Source organism: Rhodococcus sp. NPDC003382 (assembly GCF_053589135.1).
The window spans coordinates 31,531-53,614 of sequence record NZ_JBSFRH010000018.1; the positions used below are offsets into that span (position 1 = coordinate 31,531).

Here is a 22,084-nt window from a genome sequence, read left to right on the forward strand (position 1 = left end):
AGAACGATGAGCTGGGTCCTTGCCGTCGACTTCGGCACCTCGAACACATCGGCCGCTCACCGCATCGGACCGGACCGGGTCGAGTCGCTGCCGCTGACCCACACCAGCAACCTGATGTCGTCGTCCGTGTACATCGACCCGGCCCACGCGATCTCGACCGGCGACGTCGCGGTGAACCGGGCGTCCGTCGACCCCGCCGGCTTCGTCGTCGCCCCGAAGGCACACGTGTCCGACCGGTCCGTGCTGGTGCGCGGTCAGGAAGTTCCGGTCGCCGCGATGATCGCGGCCGTGCTGCGCACCGTGTACGGGCAGTCGCTGCAACGGCACAACAACCACCCGCCCGCGGAGGTGGTGCTCACACACCCCGAAGCGTGGTCCGAGCGGGAACTGTCGGTCCTGCGCGAAGCGGCGTCGATCGCCGGGCTCGGCGGCAACGTGTCGCTGATCTCCGAACCCCGCGCCGCGGCGTTCTACTACTCACGCCAGCACGACGCCAAGATCGTCAAGGGATCGACCATCGCGGTGTTCGACTTCGGCGGCGGCACCCTCGACGTCGCGGTGCTCACCGCGACGAACGAGTGGACGTTCGAGGTGCTGCGCGCGGGCGGCGACAACGCCCTGGGTGGCAAGAACCTCGACGCCACGATCTCGCGCTGGGTGGACCGGCAGCTCGCCGACGAGGACCCCGATCTGGCGGCATGGTTGCGCCGGCCGGAGGGTCTCGACGCCCGCCGCAACCTCGACGATCAGATCCGTCGCGCCAAAGAGCTTCTCTCCCAAGCGCCTTCGGCGACCATTCGGGTCACCGGCAACGGCGCCGACATGACGTTCACGCTGACCCGGGACGAGTTCGAGCAGCTGATCGAACCGCAGATCACCCGCGGGGTGCAGCTGGCCGCGTCGGTGCTGCGAGACGCCGGCATCGACCGCGGTGGTCTGCAGGCGCTGTATCTGACCGGCGGCTCGTCGCGCATCCCCTACGTGCACCGGCGCCTGGCCGAACTCGGCCCGATCGCCACCCTCGACGACCCGAAAACCGTCGTCGCCAAGGGCGCGGCCGGGTTCGTCGCGGGTGGCCGCGTCACCGAACCGCCGGCGGACCGGCAGACCGTGGCGCTGGCGCGCGATCACGCACCCGGCCCCCGCCACGCCGCCCCGACCGGCCGGACGCAGCCCGCACCCGCCGTCTTCGCCGACGCCGCGACCCCGGAGACCACCTCGGCCGGGAAGCGCAAGCCGCTGCTGGTCGGCGCCGGTGTTCTCGTGGCGGCCGCGGTCGCCGCCGGCGGCGTCTACGCCTTCGCCCAGAGCGGCGGAACCGGTGGAACGTCCACCGCCTCCGCGGACACCGTCGAAACGACGACGGTGCTCGCCTCCGAAGGCGGTCTGCCGCCCGCCACGGCGGACTCCACCTACATCAGCGAATCCACCGACGACGTCACCTCGATCCTGCCCGCCAAGCTCATCACGTCGTCCGTCTCGTGCGAGAAGGCCGGGTTCAGCATGGAGAACGCCCTGCGCGTCGACTGCGACATCGATCCCGCGTCGTCCCTGGGCAAGACGATCGGCATGGGAGAGCACGACTACGTGACGGTGTCCGCGTACCGCGACGACCAGTACGCCCGATCGACCCTGATCCGCATGCGCGACAAGCCGATCACCGGCTACACCTCGGTTCTCTCCGAGGATGGTAACCGCATCATCGAGTACCAGCCGTCCGACCCGTACACCTCCTTCTTCAACGGCATCGACAAGACGAAGGGTCTCGTGATCAGCTTCTCGATCGCACCCGTCGACAAGGGACTGACGCTCCTGCGAGAGCTCGGTTTCCCCACGTCCTGAACCAGTTTCACCCCCCGATCTCTCGCCGCAGTACGGCACGAGAACGACGGCACACCAGAACGACAAGGAGTTCCACATCATGCGTACGTCACGCATCCTCACGGCCGCCGCAGCGGCAGCCGCTCTCGCCCTCACCGGGTGCAGCAGCGACGTCGAGGGCACCGCCGTCGACAGCGAGACCGCCGCGCTTGCAGCAGATTCCGGTGCCGAGCAGCAGGCGGACTTCGACATCGACTCCCTCGACACCGGCGGATACAACACCGTCCCCAAGGACTTCGAGGCGGAAGGCCAGCTCGCCGGCGACTTCGGTCCCGCCGTCGAAGGCCAGCGCATGGCCGAGTTCGTGGTTGCCCCGTACACGATCGACCCGAAGCTCGTCTCGGGCGGCGGCATGAACCAGGGCGTCGGCGTCGGGGGTCTCGCGAAACTCGGGCTCCTGAGCGACAGCGTCTCCGAGATCTCCGACAAGTACGAGATCATCACCACGTTCAGCGACTTCCAGGACTACGCCGACGGCTCCCACGGCCTCGGGATCTCCGTCGTCCGACTCCCGGACGAAGCATCCGCTGCCGCCATCGTCGCCGACCTCTACGCCGACGAACTCACCGACGGCAGCGGCGGGGACGACATCTTCGCGTCGGGGGCCGGCACTCCGGCCACACTGCCCGGCCTGCCCGATACCAAGGCCGTGACCTTCCGGTGGGAAACCGGCTCCGACACGGTGTCCTCGTACACCGTCAACGGCCCTCACTTCATCTACACCTACGCCACCACCACCCCCGACGACCCCGAGTGGGCGAAAGACATCACCACGCGCGCGCTCGAGAAGCAGATTCCGCTGCTCGGCAGCTTCCCGTACACGCCGACGCCGGAAATCCCCGAACTGGTGGTCGACATGGACAAGGTCCTCGCCCGCGCCGTCGGTTACACCGAGGAGGAGACGACCCGGAACTCCGAACTCGCGGTGTACGGCCCGCTGGGCTGGCTGCACTTCGACAGCAACCCGGCACAGACGGCCGAGCTCTTCGAGAAGACCGGCACCGACCGGGTCGCCATGGCGAACTCCACCGTGTACCGCACGGCAAGCCCGGAGGACGCCGAGACCGTTCGGGACGCGTTCCTGGCGCAGACCCGGAAGAACTACTCCGAGATCACCGAGGACGCGTCGGTGCCGCAGAACGTTCCCGACACGACGTGCATGAGCGGTGACGTCGCCGAGGGCCGGATGTCGGTGTGCTACATGACCTACGGTCCGTACGTCGCCGAGATCCAAGGCTTCCGGCCGATCGGCAACACCGACCCCGAGCGGGACTCGTTGCGCACGATGTCGCAGCGCATCGCGACCCAGTACGTCAAGTTCGTCAAGGCCGAGGAAATGGGTTTGGGCGAGAACTGACCCCGTTCCCGCCTGTGCCCCTGCCGCCGACCGCGGCAGGGGGCACAGCACCGGGTTCGTCAGAACACGAGCACCGCGAAGACTGTCGAGAGAACGAGACCGGCCATCACCGGAAGGAAGCACTTCCGGGCGAGATCGAGGACCGGCACCCGGGCGAAACCGGCCACCGCGACGAGCGACGACCATGCGACGAGCACCCCGCCACCCGACCAGATGTTGCCCATCTGACCGATCGCGGCGAGTGTCGCCGGATCGATGTCGACGGCGGGTCCGAGCGCACCCGAGAGCGCTCCCGTGAGGGGCAGGCCGCTGAAGCCCGACCCGTCGAGACCCGCGACGACACCGATGAGCAGGATTCCGAACGCGGTGACGAATGCGTTCTGCGGCAGATGCGTCTGAATCGCGGTGACGAGGTCGAACAGGATCGACGGTCCCGTCGCGTCCGACGGGAGACCGAGGATCGGCCCCACGAAGTCCGGGTTGCCGATGAAGAAGAACCCGGCGATGGGCAGCACGCATCCCATTGCCTTGAACGCGAACACCAGACCGTCGACGAGGTGCTCCGACGTCGTCTCGAGGAAGCCACCCCGGTCGGTCGATGCGGCGGCTGCGAACAGGATCAGTGCCGCGAGACCTCCGACGATCGCGGCGGCGTCGCCGCCCTTCAGCGGCGGTACGACCTCGGTGAACTTGCCGAGCATCAGATAGACGATGAACGCCAGGTAGACCAGCGGCACCAGCATCGCGAACGCCTTGGCGGTGCCACGACGTTCCTTCTCCACAGCGGCGACCTCATCGTCGGACGGGTCGGCGTCGACCACCGGGTCCGAGGCGCGCACCAGCACTGCGGTCGCCGCGGCCGGCTGCCCACCGTCGCTGGTCGGTCCGCCCACCGGCTCCGGGTGCACCGGGCGAGCAGAGCCGCCGCCCGCCGAACCGCCGGGCCGGTCCTCCTCCCGGGGGAGGTCGCCGATTCCCCGGTCGGCTTCCGCCTCCCACTCGACGAGCAGGTCCGGCGACGGCGCACGCCAGGTTCGCTTCTGCGTCAGGTAGGTGATCACCAGGGCGGTGACACCCACGATGAGCGACAGGACGAGAGACTTGTCGGCCACTGAATCGGTGTCCGCCCCTGCCGCGACCGCCGAGATGCCCGGCGCGACCTTGATGATGTAGTCCGACGACAGTGCCATGCCCTGGCCACAGATCGCGATGACCATACCCGCCGAGAGCGGCGACAGTCCGGCGCGGATGGCCACCGGAATGAGCACCGCGCCGACCAGGGGGACGGCCGGGGTGGGCCAGAAGAACAGCGAGATCACGTAGGTCACGGCGGCGAGGACGAGGAAGCTGCTCGCGCCCACGCGCATCACGCGACGGAACGGCGCGACCATCATCCGGTCGGCGCCGAGCTGGCGCAGCGCTCCGAGCATCGCCGTGACCATCGCGATGATGAGGAAGATGTTGAACAGTTCCTTCGCCGCGACGAGGCTCGCGTTGAAGATGGACGACAGCCCCGTGACGATGCTGCCGGAGAAGACCAATGCGGTCAGGAACGTTGCGACGACTGCGGGAACGACGATGTTCTTCCGCAGGGCCATGGTGGCCAGGATGACGAGTATGCCGGCCAGATAGACCCAGTGGGCGGCAGTGAGTTGTACGTCCAAAGCATGTCCTTCGGCGGGAGGGCGGAACGGATCGGGCTTGATTGGTGGAACTTTCCGCGTTCGGTCACACCGGGTCAACGAGAACCCTGCACACCGGCCCGGACGCTACCTGTGCACTGTGTTCCACTTTTGCGATTTCGTGTCGCCGAGTCGCTCGAATGTGAAAGATTGCTACGAGCGTGTTTCGCCAAGGGACAAAGCGCACTTTCCGGCGATACCTGTGCAGGGTGCCCTGATCAGGGGTCCACACGTGTGCACTCCGACCGCGCGCTGCCGAGCCACTCACCCGCCCCACGATGGGACAGTGGGATCGCGGCACGAACGGGGCCGCGCAGTTCCACGGTTCCAGGGAGTTCGATGAGCACACGCACAGAGGTGGCAGGCACACCGTCGGAAGCAACCGGCACGGGCACCCCACTCGCGTTGTCCGCCCTCCTCGCCGGCACGCTCATCGGCACCCTCAGCAACAACATCATCAATGTTCCCCTTCCCCTGATCCTTTCGGATTTCGACGCGTCCCTCGAGGACGGTGCGCTGCTCGCCGTCGGATTCCTCCTCACGTTCGCCGCGTCGATGCCACTCGCCGGATACATCGGCGACCGCTTCGGTCGCCGTCGCGTCTACAGCGCGGCCCTGCTGGGTACCGCGGTGTGTGCGCTCGGCGCCGCAACCGCACCGTCCCTCGAGATCCTTGTCGTGTGGCGTGCACTCGGCGGCGTCGCGGCCGCGGCGTTCGCCCCCGCCGTCATGGGGCTGATCGCGTGGTTGTTCGACGCGCAACGCCGCGCCCGTGCCGTAGGCGCGTGGGCGACCGTCAACGGTATCGGGCAGGCGATCGGCCCGACCCTCGGCGGATTCGTGGCCGGGAACTGGGGCTGGCGGTGGGTGTTCGTCCCGCTCGTCCCGATCGCACTGCTCGGGTTCGCCGGGACGATCCGCTGGATTCCCGCGTTCCCCGGGCGCCGCATGAACCTCGACGCGCTCGGTGCGGCAACGCTTACCGCCGGATCCGCCGGAATCGTGTTGGGACTGAGCATGTTCGGGCAGTCCGGCGTCGATGCTGCGATGCCACCGGTCGTACTCGCCGCGTCCGCAGGAGTGCTCGGCTGGTTCGTCGCACACTGCCTGCGCGCCCGAACGTCGTTCGTCGACGTGCGACTGCTGGCCGAAAGTCGTTTCGCCCGAAGTGCTGTCGCAGCCTTCGCGCAGATGTTCTGTCTCGGTACCGCGCTGCTGGCGGTTCCGTTGCGGCTGACGGAGACGGGTGCGTCCACCGCGACCGCCGGCACGATCCTGTTCGCGCTGCCCGCGGTCATGGCTGTCTTCGCGCCCCTGGTGGGGCGCACGACGGACCGGATCGGTGCCCGGCGCGTGCTCCGCACCGGGCTGGCGATCCTGATCGTCGCCCAGTGCGCTCTCGCGGTCGTTCTCTCCGCAGGAGAGCCCGATCCTCGGCTCGTCGCAGGCGTTCTCGCGGTGACCGGGGCCGGGATCGCCGCCGTTCAGACGCCGGCTGCGGCCGGATCGACACGCTCACCCGCGGGCGCCCAGGGCACCGGACTCGGGGTGTTCAACCTCATCCGTTTCGGCGGCTCCGCGGTCGGCGCGGCATGGGTGACGATCGCGCTCGCTCCCTGGTCCGTGAGCGTCGTCTTCGCGGTCTGTGCGGTGACGGTATGTGTCGCCTTCGCCGCCTCGTTCCTCGGTCGCGACCCCGAGGATGTCGAGAGCGTGGCGAAAGCGCTCAGCGATAGTTGATTTCGTGTTCGACCGAGGTGTGGAGACGATCGAGCAATTCGAGCCGGACCGCGAGCCACGCGGTGAACTGATTCTCCGGGGTCCGCACGTCCATCGCCATGGCCCGCGAGATCCGGTCGAGTTTCGACAGCATCGTGTTGCGGTGCACGTTGAGTTCGCGCGCGGCCGCGTTGACGTTGCCGCCGGAACCGAGATAGGCGACGAGTGTGTCGTAGAGGTCGCTGCCGGGCCGGAGGGAGCCGAGCACGTCGCCGACGAACCGTCTGCTCCGGTCGGTCTCCGCGACGAGCTCGAGAACCCCGTACCCACGTAGGTCGTAGTAGGACACCGACCCCGACATCCCCATCCTCTGCCCGATACCGAGAGCAACACGCGCCTGGCGGTAGCTCTCGCGGATCTGGTCGGCGCCCACGGCCGGTGCTCCGTGCGCGACGGGGACGGGACGGCCGCGCCGCCGCGACAGGTCCTCCGACACGGCCTCCGCGAACTCGGTGATCTCCGCCTCGACGTCACGGGCATCGCGGTATCGCAGTGACCGCACCACAACCAGCACATCACCGATCACGGTGACGTACGAGCGGATGGAAGGATGCGGCAGGACGCTCGCCGCGTAGCGGGCGAGACGCAGCAGCCCACCGGCCGCCTCACCGGCCGGCACGTTCGGGTTCTCCACGTATCCGGGAGCGACGAACACCGCGAACGTCGAGGTCAGATCGATGTCGTGGTATTCGGCACGGGCCTGCATGTCGTGCCGGCTGGAGAAATCCCCGTGCACCAGGGCCTGAACGAAGTCGCCGCGCGCACGTTCCTCGGCCTCGTCGACACTGCGCTGGCGCAGCATCTCGGATCCGATGATCGCGGTCGCCTGCTCGGTGACCACCGCGTGTTGCGCGAGATCGTGCGGATTCGGCGTCTCACCGGAAGCGAGGACCACCACCCACCCTTCGAAGCGTTTGCCGAGCCGGATCGTGCTCGCGGTGCAGGTCCAGTGCACGTCCCCCGCGGTCACGTCGATCACCCGGGTGTCGTGGTGACCCCGACCGGCGGCCGACGCACCGGTGAGCGAGTCGTGAAGCCGCTCCGAGATTTCCCGGACCGCGGTCCGCTCGATGCCGTGATATGCCACTGCCTGACCGCGGGCGTCCAGCGCCACCGCCGGATGCTGCGCGAGCGACGACACCTCCTTGATCAGGAGCGTGAGCCCGGCCCCTCGGTGGAGCAGCCCCGCGAGCGTCGAGTGCACGTGCGCGGAATACCGCATGACATGCACTTCCTGCATCAGGGACCGCTCGGCGAGCAGCCTGTTGAGTGCCGCGAACCCCACCGGGAGGTCGAGTTCGACGACGGGCAGGCCGGGTGGCCACGAGGTGATCGCGGCGGGCAGAGCACCGTCGACGACGAGCGCCGCCGCACCGCGCGCCGCGACGGCCGGCATCGCGTGTGCGTTTGCAGCCAGTGCCTCGGGCCGGACGTAGACCGCCACTCCGGCGAGGTCGTCGTAGCGACCCACGACCTCACCGAGCGGCAGTATCCAGCTCAGGACGCGGTCGAGGTCGGCACCGTCCGGTGCGACGCGTGCGCCGGCCATGAGCGGTTCCTCCAGCAGTCCGCGGACAGTCAGACGCGGGCTCGGTTCCATGGAGACCTACTTCCGTCGAGGGGCTGTAACGCCACACGGGGCCGGTGACGTCGTGCACTCCCTAAATCAGCTACCAGAGACGTACAGGCTCCGCACATGTGCATGTTATCCACATACTGCCCGCGTATCGGGGTCATTTTGACCGTCCCAACGGCCGCGCGGTGCTGTTAGAAATGAGCCACGCCCGACCACGAGCCTCCCGGCCGGGCAACAATCCGCCCGCTCGGGCAGCCGTCCCGGCAAGAACCGAACCGGCCCCGACTCAGAAAGTGGAGACCGATGCATCGCATTTACCGAATCACTCTCGACGACGCACTCCCCCTCCTCGCCGCCGGCCGAGCGAAGGCCGAGGAGATCGGCGTCAAGCAGACCCTCTGCGTGTGCGACGAAAGCGGGAATGTCATTGCCCTGCACAGGTTGCCGGGCGCACGACTGACCGGGGTCGACATCTCGATCGCCAAGGCGTTCACCGCCGCCGGCCACGAACGCGCTACACACCTGTTCAACGAACCGCCCAACGGGCCGGCACTCCCCGGGAACGAGGCATTCGGCATCAGCCACATGCTCCCCGGCAAGTTTGCGATCTTCGTCGGCGGCTTCCCCCTCGTCTACGACGGCCAGATCGTCGGCGCGGTGGGGATCAGCGGCGGAAACGGCGAGCAGGACAAGGCTGTCGGTGCCGCGATGCTCGCCGAGTTCGAGGCTCTCGTGTCCGCGACCGCGCACTGACACGTGCACTTCGACCCGACTACGCGGCGATTCCCGGTCATTGTGGCCCTGGCAGCGCCGATCCCACCCACCTAGGCTCGAACTCACCGAAACAAGCTGCACACCAGCACATTCGGACCCGCAATGTCGCGGAGCTCTCCACAACGGCATCGACCGCACGACAACCCGGAAAGGCACATCTCATGACCGAACTGCTCGGACGCGACGAGTTCCGCACCGCACTGGAAAACGCCATCAAGGGACGTGAAGCGAAGGACGCCTCCTTCAGCAAGGCATGGGCCGAAGGCAAGCTCGAGAAGCACCACTTCGCCCGGTGGGCGGAGAACCACTACCACTACGTGGGCCCCTTCGCCGACTACCTCGCGAACATCTACTCCAATACCCCCGACCACTACACCGACGCGAAGGACTTCACGCTCCAGAACATGTACGAGGAGGAACTCGCCGACATCCGGCACACCGACCTCCTCATCAAGTTCGCCGAAGCGTGTGGCACCACCAAGGAACGCGTCGAGGACCCGAACAACATGAACGCCGTGACCCGGGGACTCCAGGCCTGGTGCTACGCGGTGTCGCAGCGTGAGCACTTCGTGGTCGCCACGGCCGCGCTCGTCGTCGGACTCGAGTCCCAGGTCCCGAGCATCTACAAGAAGCAGATCGTCCCGCTCCGCGAGGTCTACGGCTTCACAGAGGACGAGATCGAGTTCTTCGACCTGCACATCACCTCCGACGTCGTGCACGGGGAACGTGGCTACCAGATCGTGCTGGACTGCGCCGACACGCCGCAGCTGCAGCAGCGGTGCCTGCAACTCGTCCGCTGGGGCGCCGAGATGCGCTACTCGTACACCAAGGGCCTGTACGACACCTACGTCGCTCCCGACCTGGAGCTGGCGTCGGCCTGATTCAAGACTCGCGGGGAGCGGTTGCTGCACAGCGGTTTCCGATACACAGCGGTTTCCGCTCCCCGCGTAGCAGACCAGCGAAGGAGAACGATGTCCACCGACGCCACCAGCGCCCCGACCTGGGTTGCTGTCGCCACCGTGAAGGAACTGACCCGCCGCCGCAAGCTCCGAGTGGAAGTCGACGGCGTTGCAATCGCACTGTTCCACGCGAACGACCGCTTCTACGCCTTCGCCGACCTGTGCGTCCATCAGGACCGTTCGCTCGCGAAAGGCACTCTGCTCCACGGCCGTGTCATCTGCCCCGGTCACCAGTGGCGGTTCGACCTCGAAACCGGGTACGAGGAGGACCAGGACCTCTGCCAGCCGACGTACCCCGTCTCCGTCGTCGACGACATCGTCCACATCGATCCCACCCCGCGACGCACTACCGGGGAATCCGGAAAGGACTGCACGGCATGACCGTTCGCACAGTAGTCACAGTCGGTGCCGGCCAGGTCGCCGCGGTCGCCGCCCGCACGCTCCGCCGCCGCGGATTCGACGGCCGCATCGTCCTGCTCGGCGACGAGCCGCACGAACCCTACCAGCGGCCGCCGCTCTCGAAGGAGTTCCTCGCGGGCCGCGAGGGCGGGGAGTCCCTCGCCCTGATGACGCGGAAATGGCTCGACGCCAACGACATCGACATCCGCACCGGGGTCGCGGTGCAGCGGGTCGACACCGCCACGCGCACCGTCGAATTCGACGGCGGGTCGCTCGCGGCCGATGCCGTGATCCTCGCGACCGGAGGCCGACCCCGCACGCTCGCCTCCACCGGCTCCCGGCCCGACCTGGTCCACTACCTCCGCACGCTCGACGACGCGACCGCCCTCGCGGCCCGGCTCACGCCCGGCTCGACGCTCGCCGTCGTGGGTGGCGGATTCATCGGGCTCGAGATCGCCGCGACCGCACGCTCGCTCGGCGTGAGCGTGACGGTGCTCGAACAATCCGACCAGCTCCTCGGCACCGTTCTCGGCGCCCGGGTCGGCTCCTACTGCGCCGATCTGCACCGTCGCAACGGCGTCGACCTGCGCACCGGAACCGGCGTCACGTCGCTGACGACATCCGACGCGGGCGTCCGGATCACGACGACCACCGGCGACACGATCGAGGCCGACGCGGTCGTGGTCGGCATCGGAATCGTGCCCAACACGGAGGTGGCCGCCGCGAGCGGGCTCGCCGTCGACGGGGGCATCGTGGTCGACGCCGTCGGACGTACGTCGGCCGAGCACGTCTACGCGGCCGGCGACGTCGCGAGCCGCTTCTCACCCCGGGCCGGCCGGCACATCCGCGTCGAGCACTTCGACAATGCGAACCGGCAGGCCGCCGTCGTCGCGGACACGATCGTCGGGCGCCAGTCGCTCTCCGACGACCCGCACTGGTTCTGGTCCGACCAGTACGACTCCAACATCCAGTTCGCCGGAACAGCGAGCGGAGCAACGGAATACATCGTCCGCGGCGACATCGACTCAGGCGAGTTCTCCGTCTTCTACCTGACCGGCGACGTTCTCTCCGCCGCATTCGCGATGGACCGCGGCGAAGACATCATGGCCGCACGCGAACTCCTCGGCCACCGGGTCGACGCCGTTCGGCTCGCCGACGAGGACGTCGATCTGTGGGACATGTACGAGGAGGTCGAATCCGCATGACGATCACGGGCCTGAACCACATCGACGGCAGCTGGGTACCGGCGGCGTCCGGCGCCGTCTTCGAACGCCGCAACCCCGCCGACGACACCGACCTGATCGGCACGTTTCCCGATTCCGATGCCATCGACGTGCGCAACGCCGTCGACGCACTCGACAAGGCCGCGCCCGAATGGGCTGCCACGCCGCCCGAACGGCGGGCCGCGATCCTCGAGGCCGCCGCCGAACATCTCGTCTCGCAGGCCGGCACGCTGGTCGAAGAACTGATCCGCGAAGAGGGCAAGACCCGCGCCGAGGCGTCGATGGAGGTGAGCCGGACGCCGCTGAACCTGCGGTTCTATGCCGGTGAGGCGCTCCGTGCCACGGGCACGACGTTTCCCGCGCCGGGTTCGACCACGGTGTACACCGTGCGCGAGCCGATCGGGGTCGTCGGTGCCATCACGCCGTGGAACTTCCCGCTCAACATTCCGTCCCGCAAGCTCGGGCCGGCACTCGCGGCGGGCAACACCGTCCTGTTCAAGCCGTCCGAGATCACCCCGCTCATGGGGCAGCGCCTCGTCGAGGCGCTGCTCGCCGGAGGCCTGCCGCCGGGCGCTATCGCCCTCGTCCACGGCGACGGCAGGGCCGGGACGGCTGTGGCCGGCGACGAGCGAGTCGCGGCCGTGACGTTCACCGGTTCCACCGAGGTCGGCCGCGCCATCCACCGCAGCATCGGCCCGGACCGGCGGGTGCAGCTCGAGATGGGCGGGAAGAACCCCGTGGTCGTGCTGGCGGACGCCGATCTCGACGCGGCCGCCGCGCTGATCGTCAAGGGTGCGTTCGGGTTGTCCGGCCAGGCATGCACCGGAACCAGCCGGGTGGTGGCCGTGGACGAGATCCACGACGCACTGCTGGAGAAGGTCGTCGCACGCGCCGAGGCACTCACCGTCGGGGCGGGGTCCGCTCCCGGCGTCTCGATGGGGCCGCTCGCGAGCCGGGGCCAGCTCGACAAGTTCCTCGCGTACGTCGCGATCGGAACCGATGAAGGCGCACGTCTCGTGTGCGGCGGGACGCGGTGCGGCGACGAGACCGGCTTCTTCGTGCGGCCCACGGTGTTCGCGGACACCACCCCGGGCATGCGACTGCTGACCGACGAGATCTTCGGGCCCGTCCTCGCATTCCAGCGCGCCTCGTCGTTCGACGACGCACTCGCCCTCGCGAACGACACCGCGTTCGGTCTCAGCGCCTCGATCGTCACGAACAGCCTCTCCGACGCCCACCGGTTCGTCGCCGGTTCGCGGACCGGTCTGGTGAAGGTCAACCAGCCCACCACCGGCATGGCCGGCAACGCGCCCTTCGGTGGCTACAAGCAGTCGAGCACACAGACCTTCAAGGAACAGGCCGGCCCCACGCTCATGCAGTTCTACCAATCCGAAAAGACCGTGTACCTCTCCCCCGAAGCCTGACCGACGTCCGGCTCACACCCACAGATGCCTGGAGGAAGACCATGGAGTTCAAGCGAGTGGCCCGTTCCGGGCAGGTGACCGAAGGTATCGTCCGCCGGTTCTACGCCGGCGAATACGAATTCGCCATCTCCCGGCTGGACGGGAAGGCATACGCGACATCCAACTACTGCTCCCACCTGGACTGCCTGCTCTCGTCCGGCAAGCTGGTCCAGGACGGTATCGGATGTTCCTGCCACGGAAGCGCTTTCGACCTCGAAACCGGGGAGCCGATCTGCCCGCCGGCAACCGAGCCGATCAAGACCTACCCGTGCGAGGAGCGTGACGGCGAGATCTTCGTCGGTATCGACCCGAACGAACCCCCGGAGGGTCCGCGCCGGCGCCGGAAGAGGTCGGCATGAACCGCCGGCCGCCGACGCTCGCAACCGGAGGGATGGTCGCGTCGAGCCATCCCCTCGCGAGCCAGGAAGGAGCGCGCGTACTCGCCGACGGCGGCAACGCGGTCGACGCGGCGCTCGCGATGGCCGCGGTCACGTGGCTGACGCTGCCCGGGCAGTGCGGACTCGGCGGTGATGCGTTCGCAGTGGTGCGCGAACCCGACGGCACCGTTTGGACGGTCAACGGCAGCGGCTACGGACCGGACGGCGGCACAACCGGTTTCTACCGGGACCGGGGCTTCGATGCGATTCCCCTCGACGGGGCGCTGGCCGTGGCGGTGCCGGGTGCACCGGCCGCTCTGGCCGCACTGCACGCGCAGGGGGCGAGCAGAGCGCTGCCGGAGCTGTGGGAACCCGCCGCGCGTATCGCCGAACGCGGCCTCCCGTGCTCGGCGAAGACCCGCACCGACGTGCAGACCGCGTTCGACGCGATCCGCAGCGACGCCGGACTCGCGGACGTGTACACGAAGCACGGTGCTGTTCCGCGCGTCGGCGACCGGCTTCCCCAAGCCGACCTCGCGCGCACGATTCGTGCACTTGCCCACGATCCCGCTTCCTTCTATACCGGCAGCCTCGCCGAACGATGCGTCGACGCGGTGCGGGCGGCCGGTGCCCCGTTCACGGGCGACGAATGGCAGCAGTGTGCAACGGTTCCCGTGGAGAACGCACTGACCGGAACCTATGCGGGGGCAACCGTCCACCAGACCCCATTGCCGACTCCGGGATGGATGGTGCTGCAACAGGCCGCGTTGTGCGACGGGGCATTGGGATCCGAAGACCTGCTCGGCTCCGAGGCGATCGATCGCATGGCCCGGGCCGCCGCGATCGCGTTCGAGGACCGATTGCGCTGGTGCTCGTCCGACAACGACGGGGCGGCACGCGCTCTCGACCCCGGCAACATCGCCGCTGGCCGGGCGCGTCTCGAATCACGCGAACCTGTAGGCGCTTTCGCTGTGGCGGGTGGGGATACGACGTCGCTGGTCGCCGTCGATGCGGACGGTCGCGCCGTCTCGTTCATCCATTCCCTCGCCTTCACGTTCGGCGCGAAGTTCACCGTGCCCGGCACCGGCATCGTGCTCAACAACCGGCTCGGACGCGGCGCGTACCTGATCGACGGGCACCCCAACGAGGTCGCGCCGCGACGCAAGCCCCTGCACACGCTCAACGCGTGGATCGTCACCGACGCGGCCGGCGAACTGCGGCACGTCGGTAACACCCCGGGCGGCGACGGCCAGGTGCAGTGGAACATGCAACTGCTCTCGCACCTACTCGACCACGGACTCGATCCGCAGGAGGCCGTGTCGGCGCCGCGCTTCACGGTCTACCCCGGCTCCGACGCGAACACCCTCGGGGCACCGACGGAGTTGCGCATCGAAGCAACTGTTCCGGAGTCCGTGCGCCGAGCGCTGTCCGACAAGGGACATCGGGTATCGGTGCTCGACGCGTTCGGCGCCGAAGGCAGCGCACAGATCGTCTCGCTCGACGAGCGCGGAGTGATGCTCGGCGGTAGCGATCCTCGGCAGGAAGGAGTGGCTCTCGGTGTCGAATAACGATGCTGTTCTGTCCGTTTCGGCTCCGGCACCCCAGGGGCGCTATGTCGCCGCGGTGGTCGCGGGCGATACCGTTCGCACCGCCGGAATGACACCGCGCCGCGACGGTGCCCTGGTGATCACCGGTCGCGTCGGTGCGGAGGTGTCCCCGGAGGACGCGCAGGCTGCCGCGGCTCTCGCCGTCCGCAACGCGCTCGCCGCCGTGCGCTCGGCGCTGCCTACCGGCACACGCTTTCGTCCCGTCGAGATGGTGGTGTATGTCGCGGCAGCGCCGGGCTTCACCGCGCTGTCCACGGTCGCGGACGGCGCGTCGGAGGTCGTCGAGCAGGAACTCGGAGCCGAGAACCTGCCCGCCCGCAGCGCCATCGGGGTGTACTCGCTGCCCGGAGGTGCACCCGTCGAGATCGCGCTCACCGCCGTGATCGTGCCCTGAGCGGGTCGCTACTTCTCCTCGATCCGCTTGGCGCCGAGGATGTCCTTCAGCAGTTCGAGGGCAACGTCCTCGGGGTCGCGACGAGTCGACGGATCGCCCGGGGTCGCGGCCTCGGCGAACATCTCCTCGACGTCGGCCTCCGTCACCGCCGACGGGTCCGGGGGCGGAGCGTCGTACGCCCCTTCCGGCCCGGGATCGTCCGGAAGATCCGGTGCTTCCGGAGGCGGAATGTCGTCGTAGTTCGGCCCCGACTGCTCGGGGCGGGCCGGACCCGGACCCTTCTGCTCGTCGGGACGCGGCTGGGCCGCAGCACGATTGGCCTGGCTCGGCCTCGAGAACCTCGGCTGCCCGCTCGGCCGCGACTGTTGCTGCACGGGAGCGGCTTTCACGGGTGCCGGAGCGGCCGACCCGTGCACGCACGTGACCTCGAAGTCGACGCCGAACACCTCGCGCAGCGCATCGGCGACGACGGAGGCATTGCGCGGTTCCGCGAGACGCTTCACGAGCGGCATCGAATCGTGGACGAGGACCACGCACGTGCCCTCCACGTCGCGCACCGACGCGCCGGACAGCATGACCTCGACCGTGCGGCTGCGGGCACGCACCTTCGCGCGCACCTCCGACCACACCGCGCGCAGGCCCGCGGCGTCGGGACCCGAGGCCGGCTGCGGCGGTGCGGCGGGCCGGGGTTTCGGCTGGGGTTCCGGCTCCGGTTCGCCGCGATCGGCGACCGCGCGGGCCGGCTGTGGCGGCGAAACCGGCTCGGGCTCGGGAGTTTTCGATTCGACCGGACGCGCAGCCGGTTCGGGGACCGGCGCCGGTTCGGGCGTCACCGGTTCCGGAGGTGCCACCGCCGCAGGCTCTGTCTGCGGCGCCGGACGTGCAGGCTCCGCCTGCGGCGCCGGACGTGCAGGTTCCGCCTGCGGAGCGGGCGCTGCCTGTTCCATCGCCCGACGCTGCGACGGCCGCTGGAACCGGGCGGCGGGTTCGTCGGGTGCGATCGGCGCGACCGCCGGTTCCGGCACCGGGCGCGGCGCGGCCGCCGGGGCCGCAGCACCGGCAGGGGCCGCAGCACCCGTCGCCGGGACGAACCCCTGTTCGAGCCGCTCGAGCCGTTGCAGCACAGCGGTTTCCGCATCGGATACAGCCGGCAGCAGCATTCGGGCGCACATCACTTCGAGCAGCAGGCGCGGCGCGGTCGCGCCGCGCATCTCCCCGAGACCCGCGTGCACGATCTCGGCGTACCGCGTGAGCGTGGCCGGTCCGATCCGGTCGGCCTCGTCGCGCATCCGGTCCAGGATGTCGCCCGGCGCGTCGACGAGACCGCGGTCGGCGGCGTCGGGCACCGAGCGGAGCAGGATCAGGTCCCGCAGGCGCTCGAGCAGGTCCACCGCGAAGCGCCGCGGATCGTGTCCCGCGTCCATCACCTTCTCGACGGTGCCGAACAGTGCCGCTCCGTCCCCGACCGCGAGCGCGTCGACGGCCTCGTCGATGAGCGCGACGTCGGTGACACCGAGCAGCGCGAGCGCGCGCGAGTAGGTCACGCCTTCGGGCCCGGACCCGGCGAGCAACTGGTCCATCACCGACAGCGAGTCGCGGGGCGACCCTCCGCCCGCCCGGATGACCAGCGGGTACACGGCGTCCTCGACGGGCACGTTCTCCTGCGTGCAGATCCGTTCGAGCAATCCGCGCATCGCGGTCGGCGCGAGCAGCCGGAACGGGTAGTGATGGGTGCGCGACCGGATGGTCGGCAACACCTTCTCCGGTTCGGTCGTCGCGAACACGAAGATCAGGTGCTCCGGCGGTTCCTCCACGATCTTGAGCAGAGCGTTGAAGCCCTGCGTGGTGACCATGTGCGCCTCGTCGACGATGAAGATGCGATACCGGGACTCGGCCGGGGCGTAGAACGCGCGGTCGCGCAGTTCGCGGGTGTCGTCGACACCGCCGTGGCTGGCCGCGTCGAGTTCGATGACGTCGAGGTTGCCGCCTCCACCGGGACCGAGCGCGACACACGAGGCGCAGACCCCACACGGCTTCGACGTCGGACCTTCCACGCAGTTCAGGGACCGCGCGAGGATGCGCGCCGACGAGGTCTTGCCGCAACCGCGCGGCCCGGAGAACAGGTACGCGTGATTGATACGTCCCGTGTCGAGGGCGGTGCTGAGGGGCTCGGTGACGTGCTCCTGCCCCACCACCTCGGCGAAGGTCGCCGGTCGATACTTCCGGTACAGGGCCACGCGCCGAGACTACCGGCGCACTCCGACACGAGGGCCGAGTGGTCGCCACCGGGCGGTCCGGGCAGGTGGCGACGGTCCGTGATCGAGACCACACACTCCCGACGCTTGCGTTAACGATATATCGCGTTCTATCTTGTTGGTGTCGAACAAACAGAAAGGGCGTACACAATGCGCAACGAACGACACCTCGGCGGACAGCGCCGACACAACACCCCCGACGGCGAGTTCCACCGCGGCCGGCGCCGCGGCGACGGACCCCGGCGCGGCGAGCATCCCTTCGGCGGACCCCGCCCGCATCGCGGCGGCGGAGAGGCCCGGGGCGGCCGACGCCATCGCGGGCGGGCCCAGCGCGGCGACGTCCGCGCCGCTACCCTGATCCTGCTGGCCGAGCAGCCCATGCACGGCTACCAGCTGATGCAGGCCATCACCGAGCGCACGGGCGGAACCTGGCGTCCCAGCCCGGGTGCGATCTACCCGACCATCTCCCAGCTCGAGGACGAAGGCCTCGTCCACGTCGAGGTCGACGGCGGACGCAAGCTCGCCTCGCTCACCGACGCCGGACGTCGCTACCTCGAAGACCCGGCCTCCGCGGTCACCGACCCGTTCGCGGGATTCACGGCATCGGCGGACACGCCCGATCTGCGGAGCGCGCTCGCCGAGGTCCATCACGCCGCACGCTCGGTCGCCGTCAGCGGGACCGACGAACAGATCGCCGCGGCCCGCGACATCCTGGCCGACGCGCGACGCGCGCTCTACCTGCTCCTCGCCGAAGGCCCCGCTCGGAAAGCGTCGGACGACGCATAACGGACATAAACACAGCGGGTGAGATTTCCGTAACGCGTTCGCAACACCACCGCCCCTCGGAGGAAACGCCACGGTCGGATCGTCGAATCCCGGTGCATTGAGATTCAGTGCCCGTGAGGAGATTCGCTCGTGCCCTCGACAATCGATGCCGGTGCCACCGCGTGGTTGCTGGCGAGCACCGCCCTGGTCCTGCTGATGACCCCGGGTCTCGCGCTGTTCTACGGCGGCATGGTGCGGTCCACCGGCGTGCTCAACATGATCATGATGAGTTTCGTCTCGATCCCGCTGGTGACGGTGACCTGGCTGATCGCCGGCTACAGCCTCACCTTCGACGACGACCTCGGCGGCGGCCTGCTCGGCGGGCTCTCCCATCTCGGGATGAGCGGCATCTCCCCGACCACCGTCCACGGACAGATCCCCGAGATCCTGTTCGCCACGTTCCAGCTCACCTTCGCGATCCTCACCGCAGCCCTCGTCAGCGGCGCGATCGCCGACCGCGCGAAGTTCTCGGCGTGGATGCTGTTCGTGCCGGTCTGGTCGCTGCTCGTGTATGTGCCGGTGGCGCACTGGGTCTGGGGACCGGACGGCTGGATCGCACGGCTCGGCGCGCTGGACTACGCGGGCGGGCTCGTCGTCGAAATCGTCTCCGGCGCGTCCGGCCTGGCACTGGCCATGGTTCTCGGCCCGCGTCTCGGTTTCAAACTCGATTCGATGCGACCACACAATCTTCCGCTGGTGCTGCTCGGCGTCGGCCTGCTGTGGTTCGGGTGGTTCGGATTCAACGCCGGTTCGGCGCTGGCGGCGGACGGCAAGGCTGCCGCGATCTTCCTCAACACGCTCGTCGCGGGCTGCACCGGCATGCTCGGCTGGCTGTTCGTCGAACAGCGCCGCGACGGACACCCCACCACGTTCGGTGCGGCCTCCGGCGTCGTCGCCGGTCTGGTCGCGATCACCCCGGCGTGCGGGACCGTCGGGGTGATGGGCGCGGTCGTCGTCGGCGCGGTTGCGGGTGTGGTCTGCTCGTTCGCGGTGGGCTGGAAGTTCCGGCTCGGTTACGACGATTCGCTCGACGTCGTCGGCGTGCACCTCGTGGGTGGCATCGTGGGCACCATCCTCATCGGACTGCTCGCGACCGCGGTGATGACCGACGGCCCGACCGGCCTGTTCTACGGCGGCGGCCTCGCCCAGCTCGGCAAGCAGATCCTCGCGGTCGCGGTGGTCGGCCTCTACGCGTTCGGGGTCACCTACGCCCTGGGCAAGGTGATCGACCGGTTCTTCGGGTTCCGGGTGGACCGGGAGGCCGAGTCGACGGGCATCGACCTCGCCCTGCACGCCGAATCCGCGTACGAGCACGGCGTCGTCGGGCACGGACCGATCGGTGGGGGCGCCGCGGCACACTCCCCGTTCTCGGTCCTGCCCCGCGACCTTCGCCGGGAAAAACAGGACGAACAGCCCCAGCAGTGACCGGCTTCCGGCCGGGCCCAAAACGACGATCGCCCCACCGCTGTGTGCGGTGGGGCGATCGTCGTCATGCGCGCGGTGAGCGCGGTCGTCGGATCAGAGTGCGTCCTTGTCGACCGGCATGTGACGGATGGACGGTCCGCCCTTGTGGTTGCCGGAGCGACCGAGCCGGGAGTCGAGCTGCTTCTGCAGGCGGCCGACGGCACCGTCGAAGGCTTCCTTCACCGAACCGGCGTGGTGGGTGACCGCGATCGGCTGCTGACCTGCGACGCGGGCCTCGAGCACGCAGCGCTTGTCGTCGACGCCGGTCTTCGCGGCGTTCTCGTCACCGAGATGGACCTCGACGCGGGTGATCCGATCGCCGAAGCGCTCGAGAGCGGACTCCACTTCACCTTCCAGCCTGCGGACGATGTCCTCGTCGACCTGGATGTTGCCGTCCTTGTTGAGCTGGACCTGCATGGTTATCCCTCCTTTTCGGGCGCGCCGGGACGGTGACCCGCCTCGGCGTAGTACCCACTTCGATCACACCCGATACGAGGGGGTTCGGCAAATCTCCGGCCGGTCGTGTCCGGCCCACCGGCGCCGGACGTCCCGAACCGGACAGCGTCACGCCCGGGAGCCCAGTTCGATCGCCAGGGTGCGCACGGATTCCTCTGCGGCGGAGCGGCTTTCCTTCGCCTGCCCGGCAAGCGGAGCGAGCGGTGCCAGCCGGTCGGCGAGAGTGAGTTCGGCGGTTACCACCTCGACGGCCATTCCAAGCGACACACCGAGAACCTGCTGCAGCGGCGGAACCGTGTGGTCGGTGCCCTCCCCCGGCGTGCCGGGCGCGTACGTGTTGCCCCGGCTCGACACGATCACGACGGGCTTGCCCGCGAACAGGCGGTCCGGGTTGTCGAACGGAACCGTGGTTCCGAGAACATGGATGTAGTCGATCCACGCCTTCAACGTCGACGGCAGCGACCAGTTGTACATCGGGGCACCGATCACGACGACGTCCGCGGCCGCTACCTCCGCGATCAGCTCGGCCTGCAACTTCTCCGCCGCGGCATCGGGTGTTTCGCCGTCCACGCGCAGACGCGCCGCGTGGTGCAGCCCCGCGTCGGTCAGGTGCGGCAGCGGCTCCTGGTGCAGATCGCGGCGGACGACGGTGTGGTCGTCCCCGAAGCCACGCCACGTCTCGGCAAACAGGGGACGAAACAATTCGCATATCCGCTCGGCCTCCAGCCATCCTTCCCCTCGATCGTCTCAGCGGATGACTGAGCCCCACGCGGATACGATTCCGCCGTATCGGTATCCGCGATCACAGCGGTGCTGTGGCACGCTGACCGGATGAATCCGGCACACACGCAACGCGACTTCGGCGTCCGATTCGAGTGGGGCCTGCCGGGAGCCGCGGCCGTCGCGGGCGGTGTCGACATCACAAGCAGCGCCGACATCGCGGTGGTCGTCGACGTGCTGTCGTTCACCACGACCCTGTCCGTCGCACTCGACCGAGGCGTGGAGGTGTTCCCGTACCGCTGGAACGACGACGGTGCCGCCGCTTATGCGGCCGAACGCGACGCGGCGCTCGCCATCGGTCGTCGAGCAGCCGGTCCGGGCGCGGTCAGCCTGTCCCCCGCCACGATTCGCGCGGCCACCGGGCTCGAGCGGCTCGTGCTGCCGTCCCCGAACGGATCGTCGATCGCGTACGAACTCGGTAGGTCGGCGCCGCTGTGCGTCGCCGCGTCGCTCCGCAATGCCGGCGCCGTGGCCCGGTGGATCGACCGGAACCACCCGGGATCGGTAGTCGCGGTCGTCGCCGGCGGGGAGAAGTGGCCCGATGGATCCCTCCGTCCGGCTATCGAGGACCTGTGGGGCGCCGGAGCCGTGATCGCCGGGCTCTCCGTTCACGGCCCGCGGTCGCCGGAGGCACAGGTCGCGGCGGACGCCTGGGCGACGGTGTCGGAGCGGGTCGCCGATGCGCTGCACGACTGCGCGTCGGGGCGCGAGCTGATCGCCGCCGGTTACGCCGGCGACGTCGCGGTCGCGGCGGAGGTCGGGCGGAGCGAGTCCGTCCCGGTCCTGCGCGACGAGCGATTCGTCGACGCAGCGCGAACCTGAGACCTGCGGAT

The 22,084-nt window shown here is 69.0% G+C and carries 19 protein-coding genes; 14 read left to right on the forward strand and 5 right to left on the reverse strand.

Annotation, left to right across the window (positions count from 1 at the left end):
- Positions 1 to 6 precede the first annotated feature (6 nt).
- The gene (locus ACWDUD_RS14260; protein WP_450109714.1) at positions 7 to 1,842 is read left to right on the forward strand and encodes an Hsp70 family protein; all 1,836 of its coding nucleotides are present in this window, start codon (positions 7 to 9) and stop codon (positions 1,840 to 1,842) included.
- A gap of 79 nt (positions 1,843 to 1,921) precedes the next feature.
- On the forward strand, positions 1,922 to 3,238 hold the full coding sequence (locus ACWDUD_RS14265; protein ID WP_450109715.1) for a DUF7373 family lipoprotein: 1,317 nt from the start codon (positions 1,922 to 1,924) through the stop codon (positions 3,236 to 3,238).
- Between the two features lie 59 nt (positions 3,239 to 3,297).
- Here ACWDUD_RS14265 and ACWDUD_RS14270 read toward each other — a convergent pair whose 3' ends face one another.
- The gene (locus ACWDUD_RS14270; RefSeq protein ID WP_197254429.1) at positions 3,298 to 4,902 is read right to left on the reverse strand and encodes a TRAP transporter large permease; all 1,605 of its coding nucleotides are present in this window, start codon (positions 4,900 to 4,902) and stop codon (positions 3,298 to 3,300) included.
- Between the two features lie 357 nt (positions 4,903 to 5,259).
- On the opposite strand from ACWDUD_RS14270, the gene ACWDUD_RS14275 reads away from it, so the two are divergent.
- Positions 5,260 to 6,660 carry an MFS transporter gene (locus tag ACWDUD_RS14275; RefSeq protein ID WP_197254431.1) on the forward strand — a complete coding sequence of 467 codons (1,401 nt, stop codon included), beginning with the start codon at positions 5,260 to 5,262 and terminating at the stop codon, positions 6,658 to 6,660.
- Here ACWDUD_RS14275 and ACWDUD_RS14280 read toward each other — a convergent pair.
- The gene (locus ACWDUD_RS14280) at positions 6,647 to 8,299 is read right to left on the reverse strand and encodes a PucR family transcriptional regulator (RefSeq protein ID WP_197254433.1); all 1,653 of its coding nucleotides are present in this window, start codon (positions 8,297 to 8,299) and stop codon (positions 6,647 to 6,649) included. The two genes, ACWDUD_RS14275 and ACWDUD_RS14280, sit on opposite strands and share 14 nt — an antisense overlap.
- 279 nt (positions 8,300 to 8,578) lie before the next feature.
- On the opposite strand from ACWDUD_RS14280, the gene ACWDUD_RS14285 reads away from it, so the two are divergent.
- From ACWDUD_RS14285 to ACWDUD_RS14320, 8 genes are all read left to right on the forward strand, one after another.
- The gene (locus tag ACWDUD_RS14285) at positions 8,579 to 9,028 is read left to right on the forward strand and encodes a GlcG/HbpS family heme-binding protein (RefSeq protein ID WP_197254435.1); all 450 of its coding nucleotides are present in this window, start codon (positions 8,579 to 8,581) and stop codon (positions 9,026 to 9,028) included.
- A gap of 182 nt (positions 9,029 to 9,210) precedes the next feature.
- Positions 9,211 to 9,930 carry a TenA family transcriptional regulator gene (locus ACWDUD_RS14290; protein WP_197254437.1) on the forward strand — a complete coding sequence of 240 codons (720 nt, stop codon included), beginning with the start codon at positions 9,211 to 9,213 and terminating at the stop codon, positions 9,928 to 9,930.
- Between the two features lie 90 nt (positions 9,931 to 10,020).
- Positions 10,021 to 10,389: a Rieske (2Fe-2S) protein gene (locus tag ACWDUD_RS14295; RefSeq protein WP_197254445.1), complete on the forward strand. Its 369-nt coding sequence runs from the start codon at positions 10,021 to 10,023 to the stop codon at positions 10,387 to 10,389.
- Positions 10,386 to 11,612, forward strand: coding sequence for an NAD(P)/FAD-dependent oxidoreductase (locus tag ACWDUD_RS14300; RefSeq protein WP_197254447.1), 1,227 nt, complete (start codon positions 10,386 to 10,388; stop codon positions 11,610 to 11,612). Before ACWDUD_RS14295 ends, ACWDUD_RS14300 begins: the two co-directional genes overlap by 4 nt.
- Positions 11,609 to 13,054, forward strand: a complete 1,446-nt coding sequence (locus ACWDUD_RS14305) for an aldehyde dehydrogenase family protein (protein ID WP_450109716.1) — start codon at positions 11,609 to 11,611, stop codon at positions 13,052 to 13,054. Before ACWDUD_RS14300 ends, ACWDUD_RS14305 begins: the two co-directional genes overlap by 4 nt.
- A gap of 41 nt (positions 13,055 to 13,095) precedes the next feature.
- On the forward strand, positions 13,096 to 13,452 hold the full coding sequence (locus ACWDUD_RS14310) for a Rieske (2Fe-2S) protein (protein WP_197254451.1): 357 nt from the start codon (positions 13,096 to 13,098) through the stop codon (positions 13,450 to 13,452).
- Complete coding sequence (locus ACWDUD_RS14315; RefSeq protein ID WP_450109717.1) at positions 13,449 to 15,038, forward strand: gamma-glutamyltransferase family protein; 1,590 nt, start codon at positions 13,449 to 13,451, stop codon at positions 15,036 to 15,038. Before ACWDUD_RS14310 ends, ACWDUD_RS14315 begins: the two co-directional genes overlap by 4 nt.
- Positions 15,028 to 15,471 (forward strand): RidA family protein, encoded by a 444-nt coding sequence (locus ACWDUD_RS14320; RefSeq protein ID WP_248674271.1) that lies wholly within the window; start codon positions 15,028 to 15,030, stop codon positions 15,469 to 15,471. Before ACWDUD_RS14315 ends, ACWDUD_RS14320 begins: the two co-directional genes overlap by 11 nt.
- An 8-nt stretch (positions 15,472 to 15,479) precedes the next feature.
- Here ACWDUD_RS14320 and ACWDUD_RS14325 read toward each other — a convergent pair whose 3' ends face one another.
- Positions 15,480 to 17,708, reverse strand: a complete 2,229-nt coding sequence (locus ACWDUD_RS14325) for a DNA polymerase III subunit gamma and tau (protein WP_450109718.1) — start codon at positions 17,706 to 17,708, stop codon at positions 15,480 to 15,482.
- A gap of 168 nt (positions 17,709 to 17,876) precedes the next feature.
- Here ACWDUD_RS14325 and ACWDUD_RS14330 point away from each other — a divergent pair, with 168 nt between their 5' ends.
- Together ACWDUD_RS14330 and ACWDUD_RS14335 are read left to right on the forward strand one after the other, a co-directional pair.
- Positions 17,877 to 18,512, forward strand: coding sequence for a PadR family transcriptional regulator (locus ACWDUD_RS14330; protein WP_450109719.1), 636 nt, complete (start codon positions 17,877 to 17,879; stop codon positions 18,510 to 18,512).
- 129 nt (positions 18,513 to 18,641) lie between these two features.
- A complete protein-coding gene (locus tag ACWDUD_RS14335; RefSeq protein ID WP_450109720.1) occupies positions 18,642 to 19,976 on the forward strand; it encodes an ammonium transporter in 1,335 nt (444 codons plus the stop codon).
- Positions 19,977 to 20,069: 93 nt separating this feature from the next.
- On the opposite strand, the gene ACWDUD_RS14340 is transcribed toward ACWDUD_RS14335, so the two are convergent.
- Together ACWDUD_RS14340 and ACWDUD_RS14345 are read right to left on the reverse strand one after the other, a co-directional pair.
- Complete coding sequence (locus tag ACWDUD_RS14340) at positions 20,070 to 20,432, reverse strand: HPF/RaiA family ribosome-associated protein (protein ID WP_197254479.1); 363 nt, start codon at positions 20,430 to 20,432, stop codon at positions 20,070 to 20,072.
- A gap of 147 nt (positions 20,433 to 20,579) precedes the next feature.
- A complete protein-coding gene (locus ACWDUD_RS14345) occupies positions 20,580 to 21,173 on the reverse strand; it encodes an FMN-dependent NADH-azoreductase (RefSeq protein WP_450109721.1) in 594 nt (197 codons plus the stop codon).
- 129 nt (positions 21,174 to 21,302) lie between these two features.
- On the opposite strand from ACWDUD_RS14345, the gene ACWDUD_RS14350 reads away from it, so the two are divergent.
- Positions 21,303 to 22,073: a 2-phosphosulfolactate phosphatase gene (locus ACWDUD_RS14350; protein ID WP_450109722.1), complete on the forward strand. Its 771-nt coding sequence runs from the start codon at positions 21,303 to 21,305 to the stop codon at positions 22,071 to 22,073.
- Positions 22,074 to 22,084: the final 11 nt, after the last annotated feature.